We start from the raw sequence: 15842 nt of genomic DNA, 5'->3' as shown, positions 1-15842 counted from the left end.
ATGTTACGGACGGAAGAAATGCTTCTCAATGTCGGGCCACAGCATCCGAGTACACATGGTGTTTTTCGGCTTGTCATCAAAATCGATGGTGAAATAATAAAAGAGGCTACACCTGTCATAGGGTATCTACATCGCGGTACGGAAAAATTAGCGGAAGATCTACAATATACTCAGATTATTCCCTATACCGACCGACTGGATTATCTGGCCGCTATGACAAATAATTATGTGCTTTGTCATGCTGTTGAAACAATGATGGGGGTTGAAATCCCCGACAGGGCTGAGTATTTGCGGGTAATCGCAATGGAGTTAGGCAGAGTTGCGAGTCACCTTGTTTGGTGGGGAACGTATTTGCTTGATATTGGAGCGACGAGCCCCTTTTTATATGCTTTTCGTGAACGTGAAATGATCGTTAACTTATTGACTGAATTGTCAGGTGCACGACTTACATTTAATTATATGCGGGTCGGAGGTGTGAAATGGGATGCTCCTGAAGACTGGATTGAAAAGGTGGCAGAGTTTGTTCCTTATATGAGGGAGCAGCTAGCTGGTTACCATGAGCTGGTAACAGGGAATGAAATCTTCGTGAACCGAGTTAAGGGAGTGGGCACCTATTCGAAGGAAGAAGCGCTTCAGTACTCACTAAGCGGTGCAAACTTAAGGTGTACAGGTGTAAAATGGGATTTAAGAAAAAATGAACCATATTCTATTTATAACAGGTTTCAATTTAATATTCCTACCCGAGAAGAAGGCGATGCTTTTTCACGCTATCACTGCAGGATGGAGGAAATTGAAGAATCATTGAAAATCCTTGAGCAGGCGGTTGAGCAGTTTCCAGCCGAAGGACCAATCATTGCTAAGGTCCCGAAAATAATAAAGGTACCAAAAGGCGAGGCCTTTGTCCGAATTGAATCACCAAGAGGGGAAATCGGCTGTTATATCGCAAGCGAGGGAAAAAAGGAGCCGTACCGGTTAAAATTCCGCCGACCTTCATTTTATAATCTGCAAATTCTTCCAAAGTTACTGGAAGGGGAAAATATGGCGAACTTGATAACGATACTAGGTGCCATCGATATTGTATTAGGGGAGGTGGATGGATAAATGATCCAGGATTTGCTTCAATCCACGCCAAGTCTACTGAATTTTGGCATCTTTTTTGGCTTGGCTGTGCTGCTCCTATTTGTTGTTTTAGGGTTTGTCACCTATGGTATTCTTTCTGAACGAAAAATCATGGGGTTCATGCAGTTGCGGGTGGGGCCAAATCAGATTGGTGGTAAATGGGGGCTTTTGCAGACCGTTGCCGATGTTTTGAAGCTTTTAATCAAGGAAGATACAATCCCAAAAAAAGCCGATAAGCCGCTTTATATATTGGCACCGGTAATCGCCTTTGCTCCAGCTTTCATGGTCCTTGCTACATTGCCATTTACCGATGCATTTCAATTTGCCGATATAGGTGTCGGACTATTGTATTATATGGCGGTTTCCGGTATTACGACGATTGGTATCGTCACGGCAGGCTGGGCATCCAACAATAAATACTCTTTGATTGGCGGAATGCGGGCGGCAGCGCAAATGATATCGTATGAAATTCCGCTCGTGATGTCGTTAGTGGGGATAGTCCTGTTGACAGGGAGCTTAAACTTAAATGATATAGTCGCTGCACAGGAGAAGGTTTGGTTCATTTTTCTTCAACCAATTGCGTTTATAGTTTTTTTTATTGCATCGGTAGCTGAGTTGAACAGGGTCCCTTTTGATCTTCCGGAAGCGGAATCTGAACTCGTTTCGGGTTATCATGTTGAATACTCTGGATTTCGCTGGGCGTTCTTTATGTTGTCGGAATATGTGTATATGTTTGCAATGGCTACATTAACCACTGTATTATTTTTAGGGGGATGGAATTCTATACCGTTTCTGGATTTTATTCCGGCAGCTGTCTGGTTTGGACTGAAGTTTAGTGCTGTGTTTTATGTATTGGTTTGGATTCGTGTAACCTTTCCGCGTATAAGGGCCGACCAATTGATGGAGTTCGGCTGGAAAGTACTGCTGCCGATTGCGTTAGCTAATATATTTTTAACTGCACTTTTAAAAGAATTATTTAAACTTTTTTAAAAAACTTTAAGCTAATCAGAAAGCGAGGGGTTAATATGCTTGGCTTAGCAAAAGGTTTAACCTATACGTTGAAGAACTTGACACGGAAAAAAGTGACCTACGACTACCCAAATGAGCCGCTGCCGCTCCCTGATCGATTCCGTGGAATACAAAAATTCTATCCTGAGAAGTGCATTGTATGCAATCAATGTGTGACGATTTGTCCAACAGATTGTATACAATTAACAGGGAAAAAGCATCCGGACCAAACAAAAAAAGGTAAAATCATCGATACGTATGACATCAATTTTGAGATATGTATTTTGTGTGATCTATGTACGGAGGTTTGCCCTACTGAAGCGATAGTGATGACGAATCAATTTGAACTGGCGGAATACAGCCGTGAACAGTTATTTAAAAATCTGGAGTGGCTGGATGAAAATGATGAAAATATCCGGAAGGTGAATAAAGTATGAGTTTGTCCGGTGAATTAATTGCATTTTTGGGTTTGGCATTCGTCGCCATATTAGGCGGTGTGCTGCTAATTACGTTAACAAAAGTGGTACACATGGTAATTGCCCTTGTCTTTACATTTCTAAGCATTGCAGGCATTTATATGCTGCTCTCGGCAGAATTTGTGGCAGTCGTACAAATCTTAATCTATTCTGGGGCAATTACGATCGTGATGTTGTTTGGAATTATGCTGACTAAACATCAAGAACGCGAAGAACCGTCAAAAGGGAGGTGGGGAAAATTCTCTTTGTTGCTAGCGGTTGCTGGATTTGCTGTGGCAGTTTATCTAGGTATTTACAATCTGCATATACCTGTTCAGCCAACGACCTTGCATGAGGAAAATACGAAACAAATTGGCATTGAGCTGTTTTCCAAATATGTGATTCCATTTGAAGTGATGTCTGTTCTCCTGCTTGTTGCTTTAGTAGGTGCCATTGTGTTAGCAAAAAAAGACGATAAGGATGAGGAGGGAGATCAATTATGACAGGAGTTCCCTTGTCGGCTTATCTGGTATTGGCACTAGTTTTATTTTGTATTGGACTGTATGGCGCATTGGTAAAAAGAAATGCGGTCATTGTTTTGATTTCCATTGAGCTGATGCTGAACGCTGCGAATATCAATTTGGTTGCTTTCAGTAAATTTGGAGTAACGCCATCCATTACTGGTCAAGTGTTTTCATTATTTACAATTACAATTGCTGCAGCCGAGGCAGCTGTTGGGCTGGCCATATTAATGGCCCTTTATCGTAATCGTAAGACGGTCAATGTTGATGAAATGGATTCAATGAAGCATTGAAGGTTTATATAAATGAAGAAGGGGATTTGATACGATGATGGAGAATGCTTGGCTCATACCGATCTTCCCACTCGTCACGTTTCTGGTTCTGCTTCTATCAGGCAGGAGATGGCGAGAACAAGGAGCCTATATAGGAATATTATTAACGCTAGCTTCGTTTATTTTATCGCTGCTTGTCTTGATAGAACGGTTTAAAGAACCTACTTATAAAGTAACGATAGATTGGCTTTCCATCGGTGGGACGCAACTTACGGCAGGATTTGAAATCAATCAGCTTAATGCCTTGATGCTCGTGATTGTTTCACTTGTTAGCCTGCTTGTCCAGATTTACTCGAAGGGGTACATGTACGGTGAAGAGCGATTCTCCATTTTCTATGCATACCTTGGTTTCTTCACCTTTGCAATGCTTGGGCTTGTCATGGCACCCAATTTATTGCAACTCTATTTCTTCTGGGAATTGGTCGGGGTTGGATCCTTCCTATTGATTGGGTTTTACTTTTATAAACAAGAAGCAAAGAAGGCAGCGAAGAAGGCCTTTATTATGACCAGAATAGGTGATGTAGGGCTTTTAATTGGCATTATTCTACTATTCTGGGAAACTGGTAGCTTTGAATATGGAGAGATCTTTCAAGCTGTTCAAGCTGGCGAGATTTCAGTTGGAAGGTTGACGTTGATTGGTGTTCTGATTTTTATCGGTGCGGTTGGGAAATCGGGACAGTTTCCTCTTCACACTTGGCTTCCTGATGCAATGGAAGGTCCGACTCCTGTATCTGCACTGATTCACGCAGCAACTATGGTTGCAGCAGGAGTTTACTTGGTAGCCACTATGTTTCCGTTGTTTCTGGCAAGTGTTACAGCAATGCACGTCGTAGCAGTAACGGGTGGATTTACAGCCATCTTTGCCGCAAGCATTGCTCTTGTGCAAAAGGATGTTAAGCGTGTGCTAGCCTATTCGACGATCTCCCAACTTGGCTTTATGATGCTAGCTTTAGGTACGGCTGGATATGTAGCAGGGGTGTTTCATTTAATGACTCATGCTTTTTTTAAAGCATTGCTGTTTTTAGCAGCAGGAAGTGTAATTCATGCTATACATACACAGAACATAGAAAAAATGGGTGGGTTATGGAAAAGGTTGAATTGGACAGGACCGCTTTTCTTGATTGGAACTTTGGCGATATCGGGGTTTCCCTTGCTGTCAGGGTTTTTCAGTAAAGATGAAATTCTCATGTCAGCCTGGGAGCATGGGGATTATCTCCTATTTACACTTGCGGTGATTACATCTTTTTTAACCGCATTTTATATGTTCCGCCTGTTTTTCATGATATTTGCAGGAGAATCACAAAGTCCAGTTAATCAGGTTAAGGAATCACCTTTAATCATGTTACTTCCTATGTTTATTTTGGCGTTGCTTGCTGTGATTAGTGGATATATTCAAACCCCATGGTTCGGAACATTCCTTGGTGATTGGCTAGTCGAAGGAAATGAAACGCTGCTTGGTGCTAGCCATAATGAGGGACCAGTGTGGATTATGTTTATGGCCGTGTTTGTATCGCTTGCTGGCATATTACTTGCTTATATGATGTACGCTAAAAAGAAGATACCCCGGGACTGGCTCTTCAAAGAGAACTCCAAATTATATAAAGTTTTAGATAATAAGTATTTTATTGATGAGATTTACTTTTTTACAGTAGGCTATGCAATTAAGGTCTTTAGTTTATTTCTTTCTTATATTGAAAAGTTCATTGTCAGGGGATTGATCTCAACAGTAACAAGTTCAATAGAGGGGCTAGGGAAAATAGGGTCTAAACTGCAAACAGGACAGGTGCAGCAGTATGGCAGGATCGCCTTTCTTGGGCTCGCGGTACTATTGGTCATCTTTGCGTTAACAGGGGGGTATTTAAGATGAATGTCTATTTGCTCTCACTATTAGTGTTTTCTCCGCTACTTGGCATTGTAATGGTTGCCATTATGCCGAAAAAAGAGGAAAGGACAATCAAGCAATTCGGTTTTTTTGGAACACTGCCTCCCCTTATTCTCTCGTTATTTCTATTTAGTCAATATTATTCGGGTGTGGCACTCTCTTCCTTTGATACCAAGATGAATTGGATCCGATTTGGAAATTTGGCGATGTATGACCCTAAATTGTTTACCGTTAATTTTGAATTGGGTCTGGATGGGTTAAGTCTCATCTTTATATTACTGACAACAATCGTTTCGTCGTTAGCAGCGATGGCTTCTATTTATATAAAACAAGAGTGGAAAGGGTATTACCTTTTATTTTTTATTTTAGAGATTGGTATGCTCGGTGTCTTTACAGCAGAAAACTTAATTCTTTTTTTCATCTTTTTTGAAATGACTTTGATTCCGACTTTCTTTTTAATTGGGAGATGGGGATTTTTAGAGAAGGAGAAAGCAGCTTATAGTTTCCTAATTTATAATGGCATTGGTTCGGCGGTTTTATTGGTGGCTATTTTGATTTTGTTTGCCCGGACAGGAACGACGAATATTGCGGCTTTGTCTCAGATGATGACGATGGGCGGCGTCTCGCTCTTTGCACCAATTTCCGGTTCGATGAAGTATGGATTATGTTTGGCCTTCATCATAGCTTTTGCGATTAAGCTGCCCGTATTTCCCTTCCACAGCTGGATGGTGCGGGTTCATGCCGAGGCACCGCCCTCCATTGTTATGATTCATGCAGGTGTCCTTTTGAAAATAGGGGCATACGGAATCATCCGGTTTGGAATGGGGATTTTCCCGGAACAATATAAAAGCCTGGCCTTTATCGTTGTACTTTTTGGAGTCCTAAGCTTGTTGTATGGTGCATTTTTAGCGTTAGTGCAAACGGATTTCAAGCTCGTTTTAGCATATTCCTCGGTTTCGCATATGGGAATTGTTATGATGGGGCTGGGGGCCTTGAACGAATCGGGTATTCAGGGAGCCATCTTTCAAGTTATCTCACATGGATTAATTGCTGCTTTGTTGTTTTTCTTGGTTGCCGTGTTGTATGAGCGTACGGGTACAACCATGTTTAATAAACTTGGCGGCTTGACAAAGTCGATGCCAATATTTTCTGGACTTTTGTTAGCCGGCGGGATGGCTTCCCTCGGTTTGCCTGGGATGTCTGGCTTCATCAGTGAATTTATGGTATTTCTCGGCTTATTCAAGAGTCAGCCATTGTTTGGGGCAATCGGAGCTCTGGGACTTGTTTTAACGGCTGTCTATATGCTGAGAGCGGTCCTGATGATAACGTTTGGTAAAAGTAATAGCTTGGTAGAGAAAGAGAAACATGACCTTAAGGGGCTGGAGTTTGTGCCAACCGTGGTACTCCTCGGGTTGATTATATCGGTTGGGGTGTACCCAAATCTATTAGGCGGGCCTCTTCAAGAAACGATTGATGCCATGATGCTAGCGCTAGGGGGGCGATGAAGGATGGATTGGAACCCAATGCTTTCTTACAATTGGGGAGCGATGATGCCAGAATTCATCATCCTTGGAACGGCCATGATTCTTTCGATATTGGATTTATTCTGGCCAAAGCATTTTAATCGAAGGAAACTTGCATGGCTCGCGTTAACCGGAATTATTCTGGCATTTTTGTCACTGATTAGCTTATTTTCCTATGAGACTGTAAGCATCTTATCCGATACATTTCGTTTAGATTCATTTGCAAAAGCATTTAAGCTAATCTTATTATTCGGAGCGGGTCTTGTCATCCTCCTTGCTGAAAGCTACGAGCCCCAAGAGGGATTGCAGGAGCATCGCGGGGAATTTTATTATCTGTTCCTGACCGCATTGCTTGGGGCGATGATCATGACCTCAAGCGGTGATATGATAACCTTGTTTGTTGGACTAGAGCTACTTTCACTTTCTTCTTATATATTAGTAGGAATACGTAAACATAATCGAAAGTCTAATGAAGCGTCTATGAAATATGTGATTAACGGCGGTATTTCCACGGCAATCACTTTGTTCGGAATGAGCTATTTATATGGAGTGACCGGTTCGGTAAATCTAGGGGAGATGAGCCGGACGATGGCCGCTATGACGGATGGTCAGCTGCAATACATTATGGGTCTCGCTTTCTTCATGGTTTTTGTTGGTTTATCCTTTAAGATTGCTGCTGCTCCGTTTCATATGTGGGCGCCGGATGTCTATGAGGGAGCACCTACTCCTGTTGTTGCCTTTTTAAGTGTCATCTCGAAAACTGCAGGATTCGTCATTATCCTGCGCATCTTCCTTTCACTGTTTCTAACCGCTCCCGGTGATACATTCGGAGCACTCGACTTTTTGGAAAAAAATAATATCTATATAGCTTTTGTGGCAGGTTTGACAATCATTATTGGAAATGTAATTGCATTAAGACAACAAAACTTAAAACGGTTATTTGCCTTTTCTAGTATCGCCCATGCCGGTTACCTCCTTATAGCGGTAGCGACAATGGGCGGTGGCTACTTCTTGATGGATACAGTCTGGTTTTACTTACTGGCATATTTACTAATGAATATCGGCGTATTTGCGGTCATTCAACTGCTTTCCAGTCAAAGTGGCTCAGAGGACATAAGTATTGTGGCAGGGCTTGGGGGGAGATCTCCTTACCTTGCCATAGCATTTACTGTCTTTATCCTCTCCTTAGCTGGAATTCCTGGAACGACAGGGTTCATCGGCAAACTGAATATTTTTCTTGGAACATTCATTACTGAACCTGGACATTATGTCCTTGCAGGGATCATGATTGCAGGTACAATTGTGTCCTATGTGTATTATTTTGGATTATTGGTTCAAGTCTTTTTCCGCCCCATTCATTCAGACAAGGTAATTAAAATTCGATCCGGTCTGTCCACCGTTATAATTATTTGTCTAGTAGGCACCATCCTTTTCGGGATAGTTCCAAATATAGCCTTGGATTTTCTCCATAATCAATTTGGGGATTTTACAGACTTTATTTCGAGTGAATGATATAATGCCTGTATTAGAGGCTTGTTCCATTGGATCAAGCCTCTATTTACAGTTTCAAAAAGATATTTTGCAATTCTTCCTTTTATATTCCAAATTCGAAGGGGTTTTGTGTTAGAATAGAAGACGGGTGTCTTTTAGGAGGTATGTACATGTTTTCAACAATGGGACAGCAGGCTTTAACAGGAATAATTGCACACTTGTTTTTCATTGCAGTTACCTGGTGGGCTTTACAGGCATTACACTTTGATAAAATTTTAAGATCCAATTCAGTCATCAAGGCCAGGGTTTTATATATTTTATTAACGGTTGCCATTGGTTCAGTTGTTAGTAATTTCTTCCTTGACTACCTTGGATTTGCGAACCAACTCCCATATATGTTTAGTGATGATTAATAAGCTGTAAGGCTCTGCTTATAGCAAAATATGATTCTACTCTTGTATTCGCCATACTTCCCCTGCTATTAATAATATCAGGTAGTGAGGTGTCACCAATTGTCGGAAAACACGAAGTATGAACTCTCTCCTTGTGGAAAGAATGTATAAAAGGGGAGGGATTTAACATGCATAATTGGAACAAAAAAATGTTAACATACATAGTATTTCTTGGTTTGATGGTGATTTTAATTGGGAATAGAACGATTGTGGCAGAAAGTAAAACCGATATAGTCAAGTTGGTGGAACTGCTACAACAGGATAAGGATTTAAACATAGGAGAATGGTCTGTATATGCTAGAGAAATAAATAAAGAGATTGCAACTAAACAAGATTTTGAAAGAGAAGTATCAGTTTTAAAACAAAAATACCCTCAATTTCAATGGTACCGGGAAGATGATGCTTCCGGCTGGAAGGCTGAGGCGTTAATTCACAATGTCGATTCAGGTCTAACCGAGTCTATTAAAATAATGACAACGGAAGAGAAATTTGATAAAGTTACCTATGTTATTTACGAAGTGAAGGGGCAAAAGTGGAGAAAAGCTAATTCAGCCTTCTTTACAACAACGTTCCAGAACAGGGTGAATGACCTATTTATAGGAACTCCTTCAATTTTTTCTTGTATAAAAGGGTCTATCAATGATAATATGGATTCGGTTTTAAACTCTAAAACTGAAGATCTGTTAGATATGTTCCAAGCAAGGGAAATTGAGAGTGTGCATGAAACAAACTTTACATCTATATCTGCACATTCAACATTGTTTAAACAACCTTTGACAAAAGAAAAATTAAATTTGCAGTTTGGGCTACGGACAGAAGGATTGGGTGACAGAACGAACTTTGTAGTTGGCACACCAATCATAACGTTTGAATATTAATATAGAGAAAATGGACGCGGAGGGGAATACTTTTGGAAAAAATCATCGTCCGCGGCGGAAATAGGCTTAGCGGGACAGTTAAAGTAGAAGGTGCTAAAAACGCCGTTTTGCCAGTTATCGCTGCAACATTATTAGCAAGTGATGGGAAAAGTATCATTAAAGATGTTCCTACGCTCTCCGATGTATATACAATCAACGAAGTATTGCGCAACTTAAATGCAGATGTTGCCTTTCATGACAATCAAGTAACTGTAGATGCATCAAGAGAGTTATTAGAAGAAGCACCATTTGAATATGTACGTAAAATGAGAGCTTCCGTTTTAGTGATGGGCTCATTATTAGCAAGGAATGGCCGGGCCCGCGTTGCTCTCCCTGGTGGTTGTGCCATCGGTTCTCGTCCTATCGATCAACATTTAAAGGGCTTTGAAGCGATGGGAGCAAAAGTGAAGGTCGGTAACGGTTTTATTGATGCCGAAGTTGAAGGCAGACTTAAGGGTGCAAGAGTGTACCTTGACTTCCCAAGTGTAGGTGCCACTGAAAATATCATGATGGCAGCAACACTTGCTGAAGGTACGACTATACTTGAAAATGTGGCCAAAGAGCCTGAAATTGTAGATCTTGCGAATTTCCTTAATAAAATGGGTGCCAAAGTTAGAGGCGCTGGTACGGGTACAATGAGAATCGAAGGTGTCGATAAATTATATGGCACTGAACATGCGATTATACCTGACCGCATCGAGGCTGGTACGTTTATGACGGCGGCTGCTCTTACCGGTGGTAACGTTCTTGTTCAAGGAGCTGTGCCTGAACATCTTACTTCCCTTATTGCGAAAATGGAAGAAATGGGCATTACAATCCTTGAGGAAGAAGATGGATTGCGTGTTATCGGTCCAAAAACCTTGAAGGCTATTGATATTAAAACAATGCCACATCCTGGTTTCCCAACTGATATGCAATCACAAATGATGGCATTATTATTGCGTGCTGAAGGAACAAGTATGATTACGGAGACAGTGTTCGAAAACCGTTTTATGCATGTTGAAGAATTCCGCCGCATGAATGCGAATATAAAAATTGAGGGTCGTTCTGTTATTGTGAATGGACCAACTAATATTCAAGGTGCTGAAGTGGCTGCAACTGATTTACGTGCTGCTGCTGCGCTTATCCTGACTGGATTAGTTGCGGATGGCATTACTCGTGTTACAGAATTAAAGCATCTTGACAGAGGATACGTAAACTTCCATGGTAAATTAGCATCTTTAGGTGCTGATGTGGAGCGTATTAACGAAGAAGTACCTTCAGAAACAAAAAAAATTGCCGATTTAAACGCATAAGATATCTTAAAAAACCCATTCACGCTTCAGTCATTGAAGTGTGAATGGGTTTTTTGTTTTGTTCTAGTATTAAAACTTCTAACTCAGTAACTGTCGTTTTTCTATTCATAAAAGCTTGTCCTTCGACATACATATGTTATGTAGAGATACCTGCTGGATGGGAGAATATCAGCAGAGAACAAGTGTAGGGAGGCCCAGGATTTGAAAGCTATCAAACCGATGATCGTACTATTTATAGCAGTAGCATTTGTGATTATTATGATTCCAGCAGTGCTTGTGCTTCCATTTTCAAGTGATAAGACAAGTGGAAAGTTAGACGAACAATTAGAACAGAAAGCAAAGGAAGAGGGTAAAGAAGTGAGTACAAATGAAATGAGTTCCGTTGAAGTTGCTGTTTACCGTACATCTGCTAAAAAGATTCAAAAACTGCCGATTGAATCGTATTTGGCTGGAGTGGTTGCAGCTGAAATGCCGGCGGATTTTGAGGAAGAAGCATTGAAGGCCCAAGCATTGACAGCCAGAACTTACATTGTCGATCAGCTCATAAACGATAATCGAATGGGCTTGCCAGACGGTGCAGATGTGAGCGATACGGTAATGCATCAAGTTTATATGAATAATGATGAGCTAAAAGAGCAGTGGGGCTCTGATTATAAATGGAAGATGAAGAAAATTAACAAAGCTATTAAGGAAACACAAGGCCAAATTCTAACCTATAATGGAAAACCAATTACAGCGACTTTTTTTTCGACCAGCAATGGATATACAGAGAATTCCGAGGACTATTGGGAAGCAGAGTTTCCTTATTTAAAAAGTGTATCCAGTCCATGGGATAAAGAATCACCAAAGTTTTATAATAAAATGGTAGTGGACGCTGCGGATTTTGAAAAGAAGCTAGGCGTAAGTCTATCATCAGCGACAACAATAGGGACTGTCATTGAAAGAACATCAGGTAATCGTGTAGGTGTAGTTGAAATCGGCGGAAAGAAATTGACAGGGAAGCAGATTCGTGAAAAGCTCGGATTGAAGTCATCTGATTTTAACTGGGAGCGCCAAGGCAACCAAATTGTCATCACGACTAAAGGATATGGACACGGAGTTGGAATGAGTCAATACGGTGCTAATGGAATGGCCAGGGAAGGAAAAAACTATGAAGATATTGTAAAGTACTACTATAAAGGGGTAAAAGTACAGTCTTCTAGCAAGTGGATGAATACAATGACGGCGAAAAAATGAGAGATGGGATTCCCCATCTCTCATTTTTTTTCGCCTAATTTTTCTATAATAGTTAAAAAGCCACGTTCGTGCTTGAAATAGTGGTAGTGAACATGAAAATAGACAGCCAATACTCCGATGATATCTTTGATTACATCTATTAAGGTGGCGGAACGATAGGGAATGAAAGATTGATGATATTCATCTACAATACCGTATAAGCCTGCCACAAGGGCTGCCAACAAGCTTAGCGTTGGCTTCAGTTTTTGGTTTACTGCAAGAGCAGATACGAATAATATGTACAAAATTGCAAATTCGACTAAATGAAGTGCCTCTTTGATAAATCGGTCCGTTGATGATGAGGGGATATCAAGAATAACATCATCAGGAAGGCTGGACATTGTCCAAATGGCAATCATATATAAAAAAGGTAATAACGTTAACACGAGTTTAAAGGCTTTTTTCATAAATTAAACATCCTTCAACAATAAGATACAAAACATTTTACCATTCTACGAATAAAATCGGTTTCTTTTCCACAAAATAAATCTAAAAAATTTTTTACCAAAATGTATATAATCTTAGCAAAATGTTCAGAATGATTGCTGAGGTGATTAATATGAGAGAGGAAGAAAAGAAACCAACTTCCAAAATCCGACGTATACTTAAACAACGTTGGGCGTTATCAGCAATCTATATCGCAAGTGCAGCCATAATCTTAGCCGCGGCCTTCTTATTACAAAATAGTTTTGATGATTCAGCTAATGACGGTAAAGAGGACTCAGCTGAAACAGGAAAAAACTACGATCAGCCTTCAGTCGAGGTCAATAGTAATCTTGAGACAATCAAGATGCCTGTAGCCAATGCCGACAAAACGGTAATTAAAAAACAATTCTATGATGTGAATGCAGATGAAAAGGCACAAGAAGAAGCTTTGGTTTTCTACAACAATAGATATGAGCAAAACAAAGGTATAGACATTGCAATGGAAGATGGAAAAGCTTTCGATGTAAAAGCATCGTTAAGTGGAAATGTAACGAAAGTTCAAGACGATGCTTTGCTTGGCAATTTAATTGAAGTTGAGCATGAAGATGGTGTCGTTACTCGTTATCAATCAGTGAAAGATATCAAAGTAGCGGTTGGTGACAAAGTGAAACAAGGGCAAGCTATTGCTACTGCTGGAAAAAGTCAAATCAATGAAGAAGCAGGCGTGCATGTCCACTTCGAAATCAGAAAAGATAACATTGCATTAAATCCAATTGATTTTGTTGATAAACAAGCATCTGCCATTCAATCAGCAACTGAAACAGAAGGCAGCACACTTGACAATTCAACTGAGAAAGAAGAAACACCAGCAGTTGACGAATCTAAAACTGAGAAAGAAGAAACACCAGCAATTGACGAATCAGAAACTGGAACAGATGAAACGCCTGCAGTTGATGAAACTGAAGAGGGCACAGATTTAGAAAGTGGTACTGATAAGGAAGGCTCTACACCAGGTGAAGATTCTACTGAGAAAAGCGATTCCTTGAAAGATTCGTTAAATCAATCTAATTAAGATTAAGATTTTTAATAAAATCAAAACATAAACCTTGAGCGTTTCGAATGACAACAACTGAAAATTTGGTAAAAGGAAGCCGTTCATTTTGAACGGCTTCCTTTTTTTCTTTCGAGGAAATATTGGTTCAAACGCTGAAACCCTCGCTCTTCCGACAAATTTCTCGGGAAATAATTTGTATTTAAGGAAAATAAACAGATAAATCTTAGAAATAAATCTAATTCACCTGTCCCATTAGGCATATATTCTTAACCAAGCTAATAAGATGTTATAAACCATGAAAAGAGAGTGTTTGAGGTGAGGAATCGTTTATTACAAATTATCTAATAGTTGAATAATTCTATCTTTCATTGTTTATAGGGCAGCGGTATTCGATTCGAAAAATACGAATCTCATTTCACACTTCTCACATCCAATTTGGGGAGGTCGAGTGGTGTGCACGATTACATCAAAGAAAGAACTATCAAGATAGGAAAGTATATCGTGGAAACTAGAAAAACAGTTCGCGTCATTGCAAAAGAGTTCGGAGTCTCTAAAAGTACAGTGCATAAAGACTTAACGGAGAGGCTGCCAGAAATTAATCCTGATTTGGCTAACGAAGTGAAGGATATATTGGATTATCATAAATCCATTCGTCACCTTCGAGGTGGAGAAGCGACAAAATTAAAATATAAACGATCTGAAAGAGAAGAAGAAATCGTTAAATAAGTATTTAAATTGATTCCGGTATTTGGAAGTGATTCGAGAAATTAGGGAATAGATAAAGAGGACATGAAAATGTGTCATCTTTATAAAACCTTGATTATGAATCTCCATGCCGGGATTTTTTTATTGGGTAAAAGTATGGGATAGTGATTATGGATATATGTAGGTGCATTGATGATGTTTCATATTGGTTATTTAGGAAAAAATAGTATATGTTTATGTTTATTTATAATTCATACTTACTTGTGTCAATACGATATGGTAAAATAAACAATTAGGACAGAAGTAGGTTATATGTGAGGATATTCAAGGAGGATTTAAGAAATGTTTGCTAGAGATATTGGGATAGATCTTGGAACAGCCAATGTTCTAATACATGTCAAAGGTAAAGGAATTGTGTTAAATGAGCCTTCGGTAGTAGCGATCGATAAGAATACAAACCGTGTTCTTGCTGTCGGGGAAGAAGCTCGTAAAATGGTAGGCCGGACTCCAGGAAACATCATCGCAATTCGTCCTTTAAAAGACGGCGTCATTGCGGACTTTGATGTAACAGAATCGATGCTTAAGCATTTTATAAATACATTAAATGTGAAAGGCTTTCTTTCAAAGCCTAGAATTTTAATTTGCTGCCCAACAAACGTAACAAGTGTTGAACAAAAGGCGATTAAAGAAGCTGCAGAAAAGAGCGGTGGAAAGAAAATATTCCTTGAAGAAGAACCAAAAGTAGCTGCAATCGGTGCTGGCATGGATATTTTTCAACCAAGCGGCAACATGGTCGTAGATATCGGCGGCGGTACAACTGACATTGCGGTTCTTTCGATGGGGGATATCGTTACGTCTTCTTCTATTAAAATGGCCGGTGATAAATTTGATAATGAAATTTTACATTATATCAAACGGAAGTATAAGCTTCTAATCGGTGAACGTACAGCAGAAAACATTAAAATTCAGGTTGCAACAGTCTTCCCTGGTTCACGTAAAGAAGTCATTGATATTCGTGGGCGTGATATGGTATCAGGATTACCTAGAACCATCTCTGTCAACTCTGAAGAAATTGAAGAAGCTCTTCGCGAGCAAGTTTCTATCATTGTACAAGCTGCAAAAAGTGTACTTGAGCGGACACCACCTGAACTTTCTGCCGATATTATTGACAGAGGCGTCATTTTAACAGGCGGAGGCGCATTGCTTCATGGTATTGATCTCCTTCTTGCAGAAGAACTTAAAGTCCCAGTACTTGTTGCAGAAAATCCAATGGATTGTGTTGCAATTGGAACTGGAATTATGCTTGATAATATGGACAAATTGCCACGGCACAAATTCAATTAAAAAGCGGACGTGAAAATCTGCATTATAAGATAGGGGTCTAAGG

16 protein-coding genes are annotated in these 15842 nt (G+C 40.0%); 15 read left to right on the top strand and 1 reads right to left on the bottom strand.

Going from position 1 to position 15842, the window contains the following annotated elements:
* The 12 genes from RE409_RS26520 to spoIID all read left to right on the top strand — a co-directional run bounded on the left by RE409_RS26520 (position 1) and on the right by spoIID (position 12231).
* Complete coding sequence (locus RE409_RS26520; protein ID WP_098177153.1) at positions 1–1101, top strand: NADH-quinone oxidoreductase subunit D; 1101 nt, start codon at positions 1–3, stop codon at positions 1099–1101.
* Entirely contained in the window at positions 1102–2109 is a 1008-nt protein-coding gene (nuoH, locus tag RE409_RS26515) for an NADH-quinone oxidoreductase subunit NuoH (protein WP_053348493.1), read from the top strand.
* Between the two features lie 35 nt (positions 2110–2144).
* Positions 2145–2564, top strand: coding sequence for an NADH-quinone oxidoreductase subunit NuoI (gene nuoI, locus RE409_RS26510; RefSeq protein ID WP_053348494.1), 420 nt, complete (start codon positions 2145–2147; stop codon positions 2562–2564).
* Entirely contained in the window at positions 2561–3085 is a 525-nt protein-coding gene (locus RE409_RS26505) for an NADH-quinone oxidoreductase subunit J (protein ID WP_201187466.1), read from the top strand. Before nuoI ends, RE409_RS26505 begins: the two co-directional genes overlap by 4 nt.
* Positions 3082–3396, top strand: a complete 315-nt coding sequence (gene nuoK / locus RE409_RS26500; RefSeq protein ID WP_056524221.1) for an NADH-quinone oxidoreductase subunit NuoK — start codon at positions 3082–3084, stop codon at positions 3394–3396. Before RE409_RS26505 ends, nuoK begins: the two co-directional genes overlap by 4 nt.
* 34 nt (positions 3397–3430) lie before the next feature.
* The gene (gene nuoL / locus RE409_RS26495; RefSeq protein ID WP_309558302.1) at positions 3431–5302 is read left to right on the top strand and encodes an NADH-quinone oxidoreductase subunit L; all 1872 of its coding nucleotides are present in this window, start codon (positions 3431–3433) and stop codon (positions 5300–5302) included.
* Positions 5299–6822, top strand: coding sequence for a complex I subunit 4 family protein (locus RE409_RS26490; protein ID WP_201187462.1), 1524 nt, complete (start codon positions 5299–5301; stop codon positions 6820–6822). Before nuoL ends, RE409_RS26490 begins: the two co-directional genes overlap by 4 nt.
* Positions 6823–6825: 3 nt before the next feature.
* On the top strand, positions 6826–8352 hold the full coding sequence (nuoN, locus tag RE409_RS26485; protein ID WP_309558301.1) for an NADH-quinone oxidoreductase subunit NuoN: 1527 nt from the start codon (positions 6826–6828) through the stop codon (positions 8350–8352).
* 149 nt (positions 8353–8501) lie between these two features.
* Entirely contained in the window at positions 8502–8744 is a 243-nt protein-coding gene (locus RE409_RS26480; protein ID WP_053348500.1) for a DUF1146 family protein, read from the top strand.
* Positions 8745–8911: 167 nt separating this feature from the next.
* Positions 8912–9661, top strand: a complete 750-nt coding sequence (locus RE409_RS26475; RefSeq protein WP_201187458.1) for a YwmB family TATA-box binding protein — start codon at positions 8912–8914, stop codon at positions 9659–9661.
* Positions 9662–9693: 32 nt separating this feature from the next.
* A complete protein-coding gene (murA, locus tag RE409_RS26470; RefSeq protein WP_053348502.1) occupies positions 9694–10995 on the top strand; it encodes a UDP-N-acetylglucosamine 1-carboxyvinyltransferase in 1302 nt (433 codons plus the stop codon).
* 201 nt (positions 10996–11196) lie between these two features.
* Entirely contained in the window at positions 11197–12231 is a 1035-nt protein-coding gene (gene spoIID / locus RE409_RS26465) for a stage II sporulation protein D (protein WP_201187456.1), read from the top strand.
* Positions 12232–12251: 20 nt separating this feature from the next.
* Here spoIID and RE409_RS26460 read toward each other — a convergent pair whose 3' ends face one another.
* On the bottom strand, positions 12252–12677 hold the full coding sequence (locus RE409_RS26460) for a VanZ family protein (protein WP_201187454.1): 426 nt from the start codon (positions 12675–12677) through the stop codon (positions 12252–12254).
* Between the two features lie 122 nt (positions 12678–12799).
* On the opposite strand from RE409_RS26460, the gene RE409_RS26455 reads away from it, so the two are divergent.
* The 3 genes from RE409_RS26455 to RE409_RS26445 all read left to right on the top strand — a co-directional run bounded on the left by RE409_RS26455 (position 12800) and on the right by RE409_RS26445 (position 15799).
* Positions 12800–13768 carry a stage II sporulation protein SpoIIQ gene (locus RE409_RS26455; RefSeq protein WP_242486955.1) on the top strand — a complete coding sequence of 323 codons (969 nt, stop codon included), beginning with the start codon at positions 12800–12802 and terminating at the stop codon, positions 13766–13768.
* A gap of 435 nt (positions 13769–14203) precedes the next feature.
* Positions 14204–14476: a sporulation transcriptional regulator SpoIIID gene (spoIIID, locus tag RE409_RS26450; RefSeq protein WP_034315767.1), complete on the top strand. Its 273-nt coding sequence runs from the start codon at positions 14204–14206 to the stop codon at positions 14474–14476.
* Between the two features lie 321 nt (positions 14477–14797).
* Entirely contained in the window at positions 14798–15799 is a 1002-nt protein-coding gene (locus tag RE409_RS26445; protein ID WP_053348506.1) for a rod shape-determining protein, read from the top strand.
* The last annotated feature ends 43 nt before the right edge of the window (positions 15800–15842 follow it).

Source organism: Peribacillus sp. R9-11, from assembly GCF_031345095.1.
GTDB lineage: Bacteria > Bacillota > Bacilli > Bacillales > DSM-1321 > Peribacillus > Peribacillus butanolivorans.
Note: the sequence above shows the minus strand (reverse complement) of the source record. Positions and strands in the feature narration are given on the sequence as shown.

Bases quoted from the DNA above. Each gene is read 5' to 3' on its own strand.
- RE409_RS26490 (WP_201187462.1), top strand. From the start codon at position 5,299: ATGAATGTCTATTTGCTCTCACTATTAGTGTTTTCTCCGCTACTTGGC.
- nuoK (WP_056524221.1), top strand. From the start codon at position 3,082: ATGACAGGAGTTCCCTTGTCGGCTTATCTGGTATTGGCACTAGTTTTA.
- RE409_RS26505 (WP_201187466.1), top strand. From the start codon at position 2,561: ATGAGTTTGTCCGGTGAATTAATTGCATTTTTGGGTTTGGCATTCGTC.
- RE409_RS26480 (WP_053348500.1), top strand. From the start codon at position 8,502: ATGTTTTCAACAATGGGACAGCAGGCTTTAACAGGAATAATTGCACAC.
- nuoI (WP_053348494.1), top strand. From the start codon at position 2,145: ATGCTTGGCTTAGCAAAAGGTTTAACCTATACGTTGAAGAACTTGACA.
- RE409_RS26475 (WP_201187458.1), top strand. From the start codon at position 8,912: ATGCATAATTGGAACAAAAAAATGTTAACATACATAGTATTTCTTGGT.
- nuoH (WP_053348493.1), top strand. From the start codon at position 1,102: ATGATCCAGGATTTGCTTCAATCCACGCCAAGTCTACTGAATTTTGGC.
- RE409_RS26455 (WP_242486955.1), top strand. From the start codon at position 12,800: ATGTTCAGAATGATTGCTGAGGTGATTAATATGAGAGAGGAAGAAAAG.
- nuoL (WP_309558302.1), top strand. From the start codon at position 3,431: ATGATGGAGAATGCTTGGCTCATACCGATCTTCCCACTCGTCACGTTT.
- RE409_RS26445 (WP_053348506.1), top strand. From the start codon at position 14,798: ATGTTTGCTAGAGATATTGGGATAGATCTTGGAACAGCCAATGTTCTA.
- RE409_RS26460 (WP_201187454.1), bottom strand. From the start codon at position 12,677: ATGAAAAAAGCCTTTAAACTCGTGTTAACGTTATTACCTTTTTTATAT.
- nuoN (WP_309558301.1), top strand. From the start codon at position 6,826: ATGGATTGGAACCCAATGCTTTCTTACAATTGGGGAGCGATGATGCCA.
- RE409_RS26520 (WP_098177153.1), top strand. From the start codon at position 1: ATGTTACGGACGGAAGAAATGCTTCTCAATGTCGGGCCACAGCATCCG.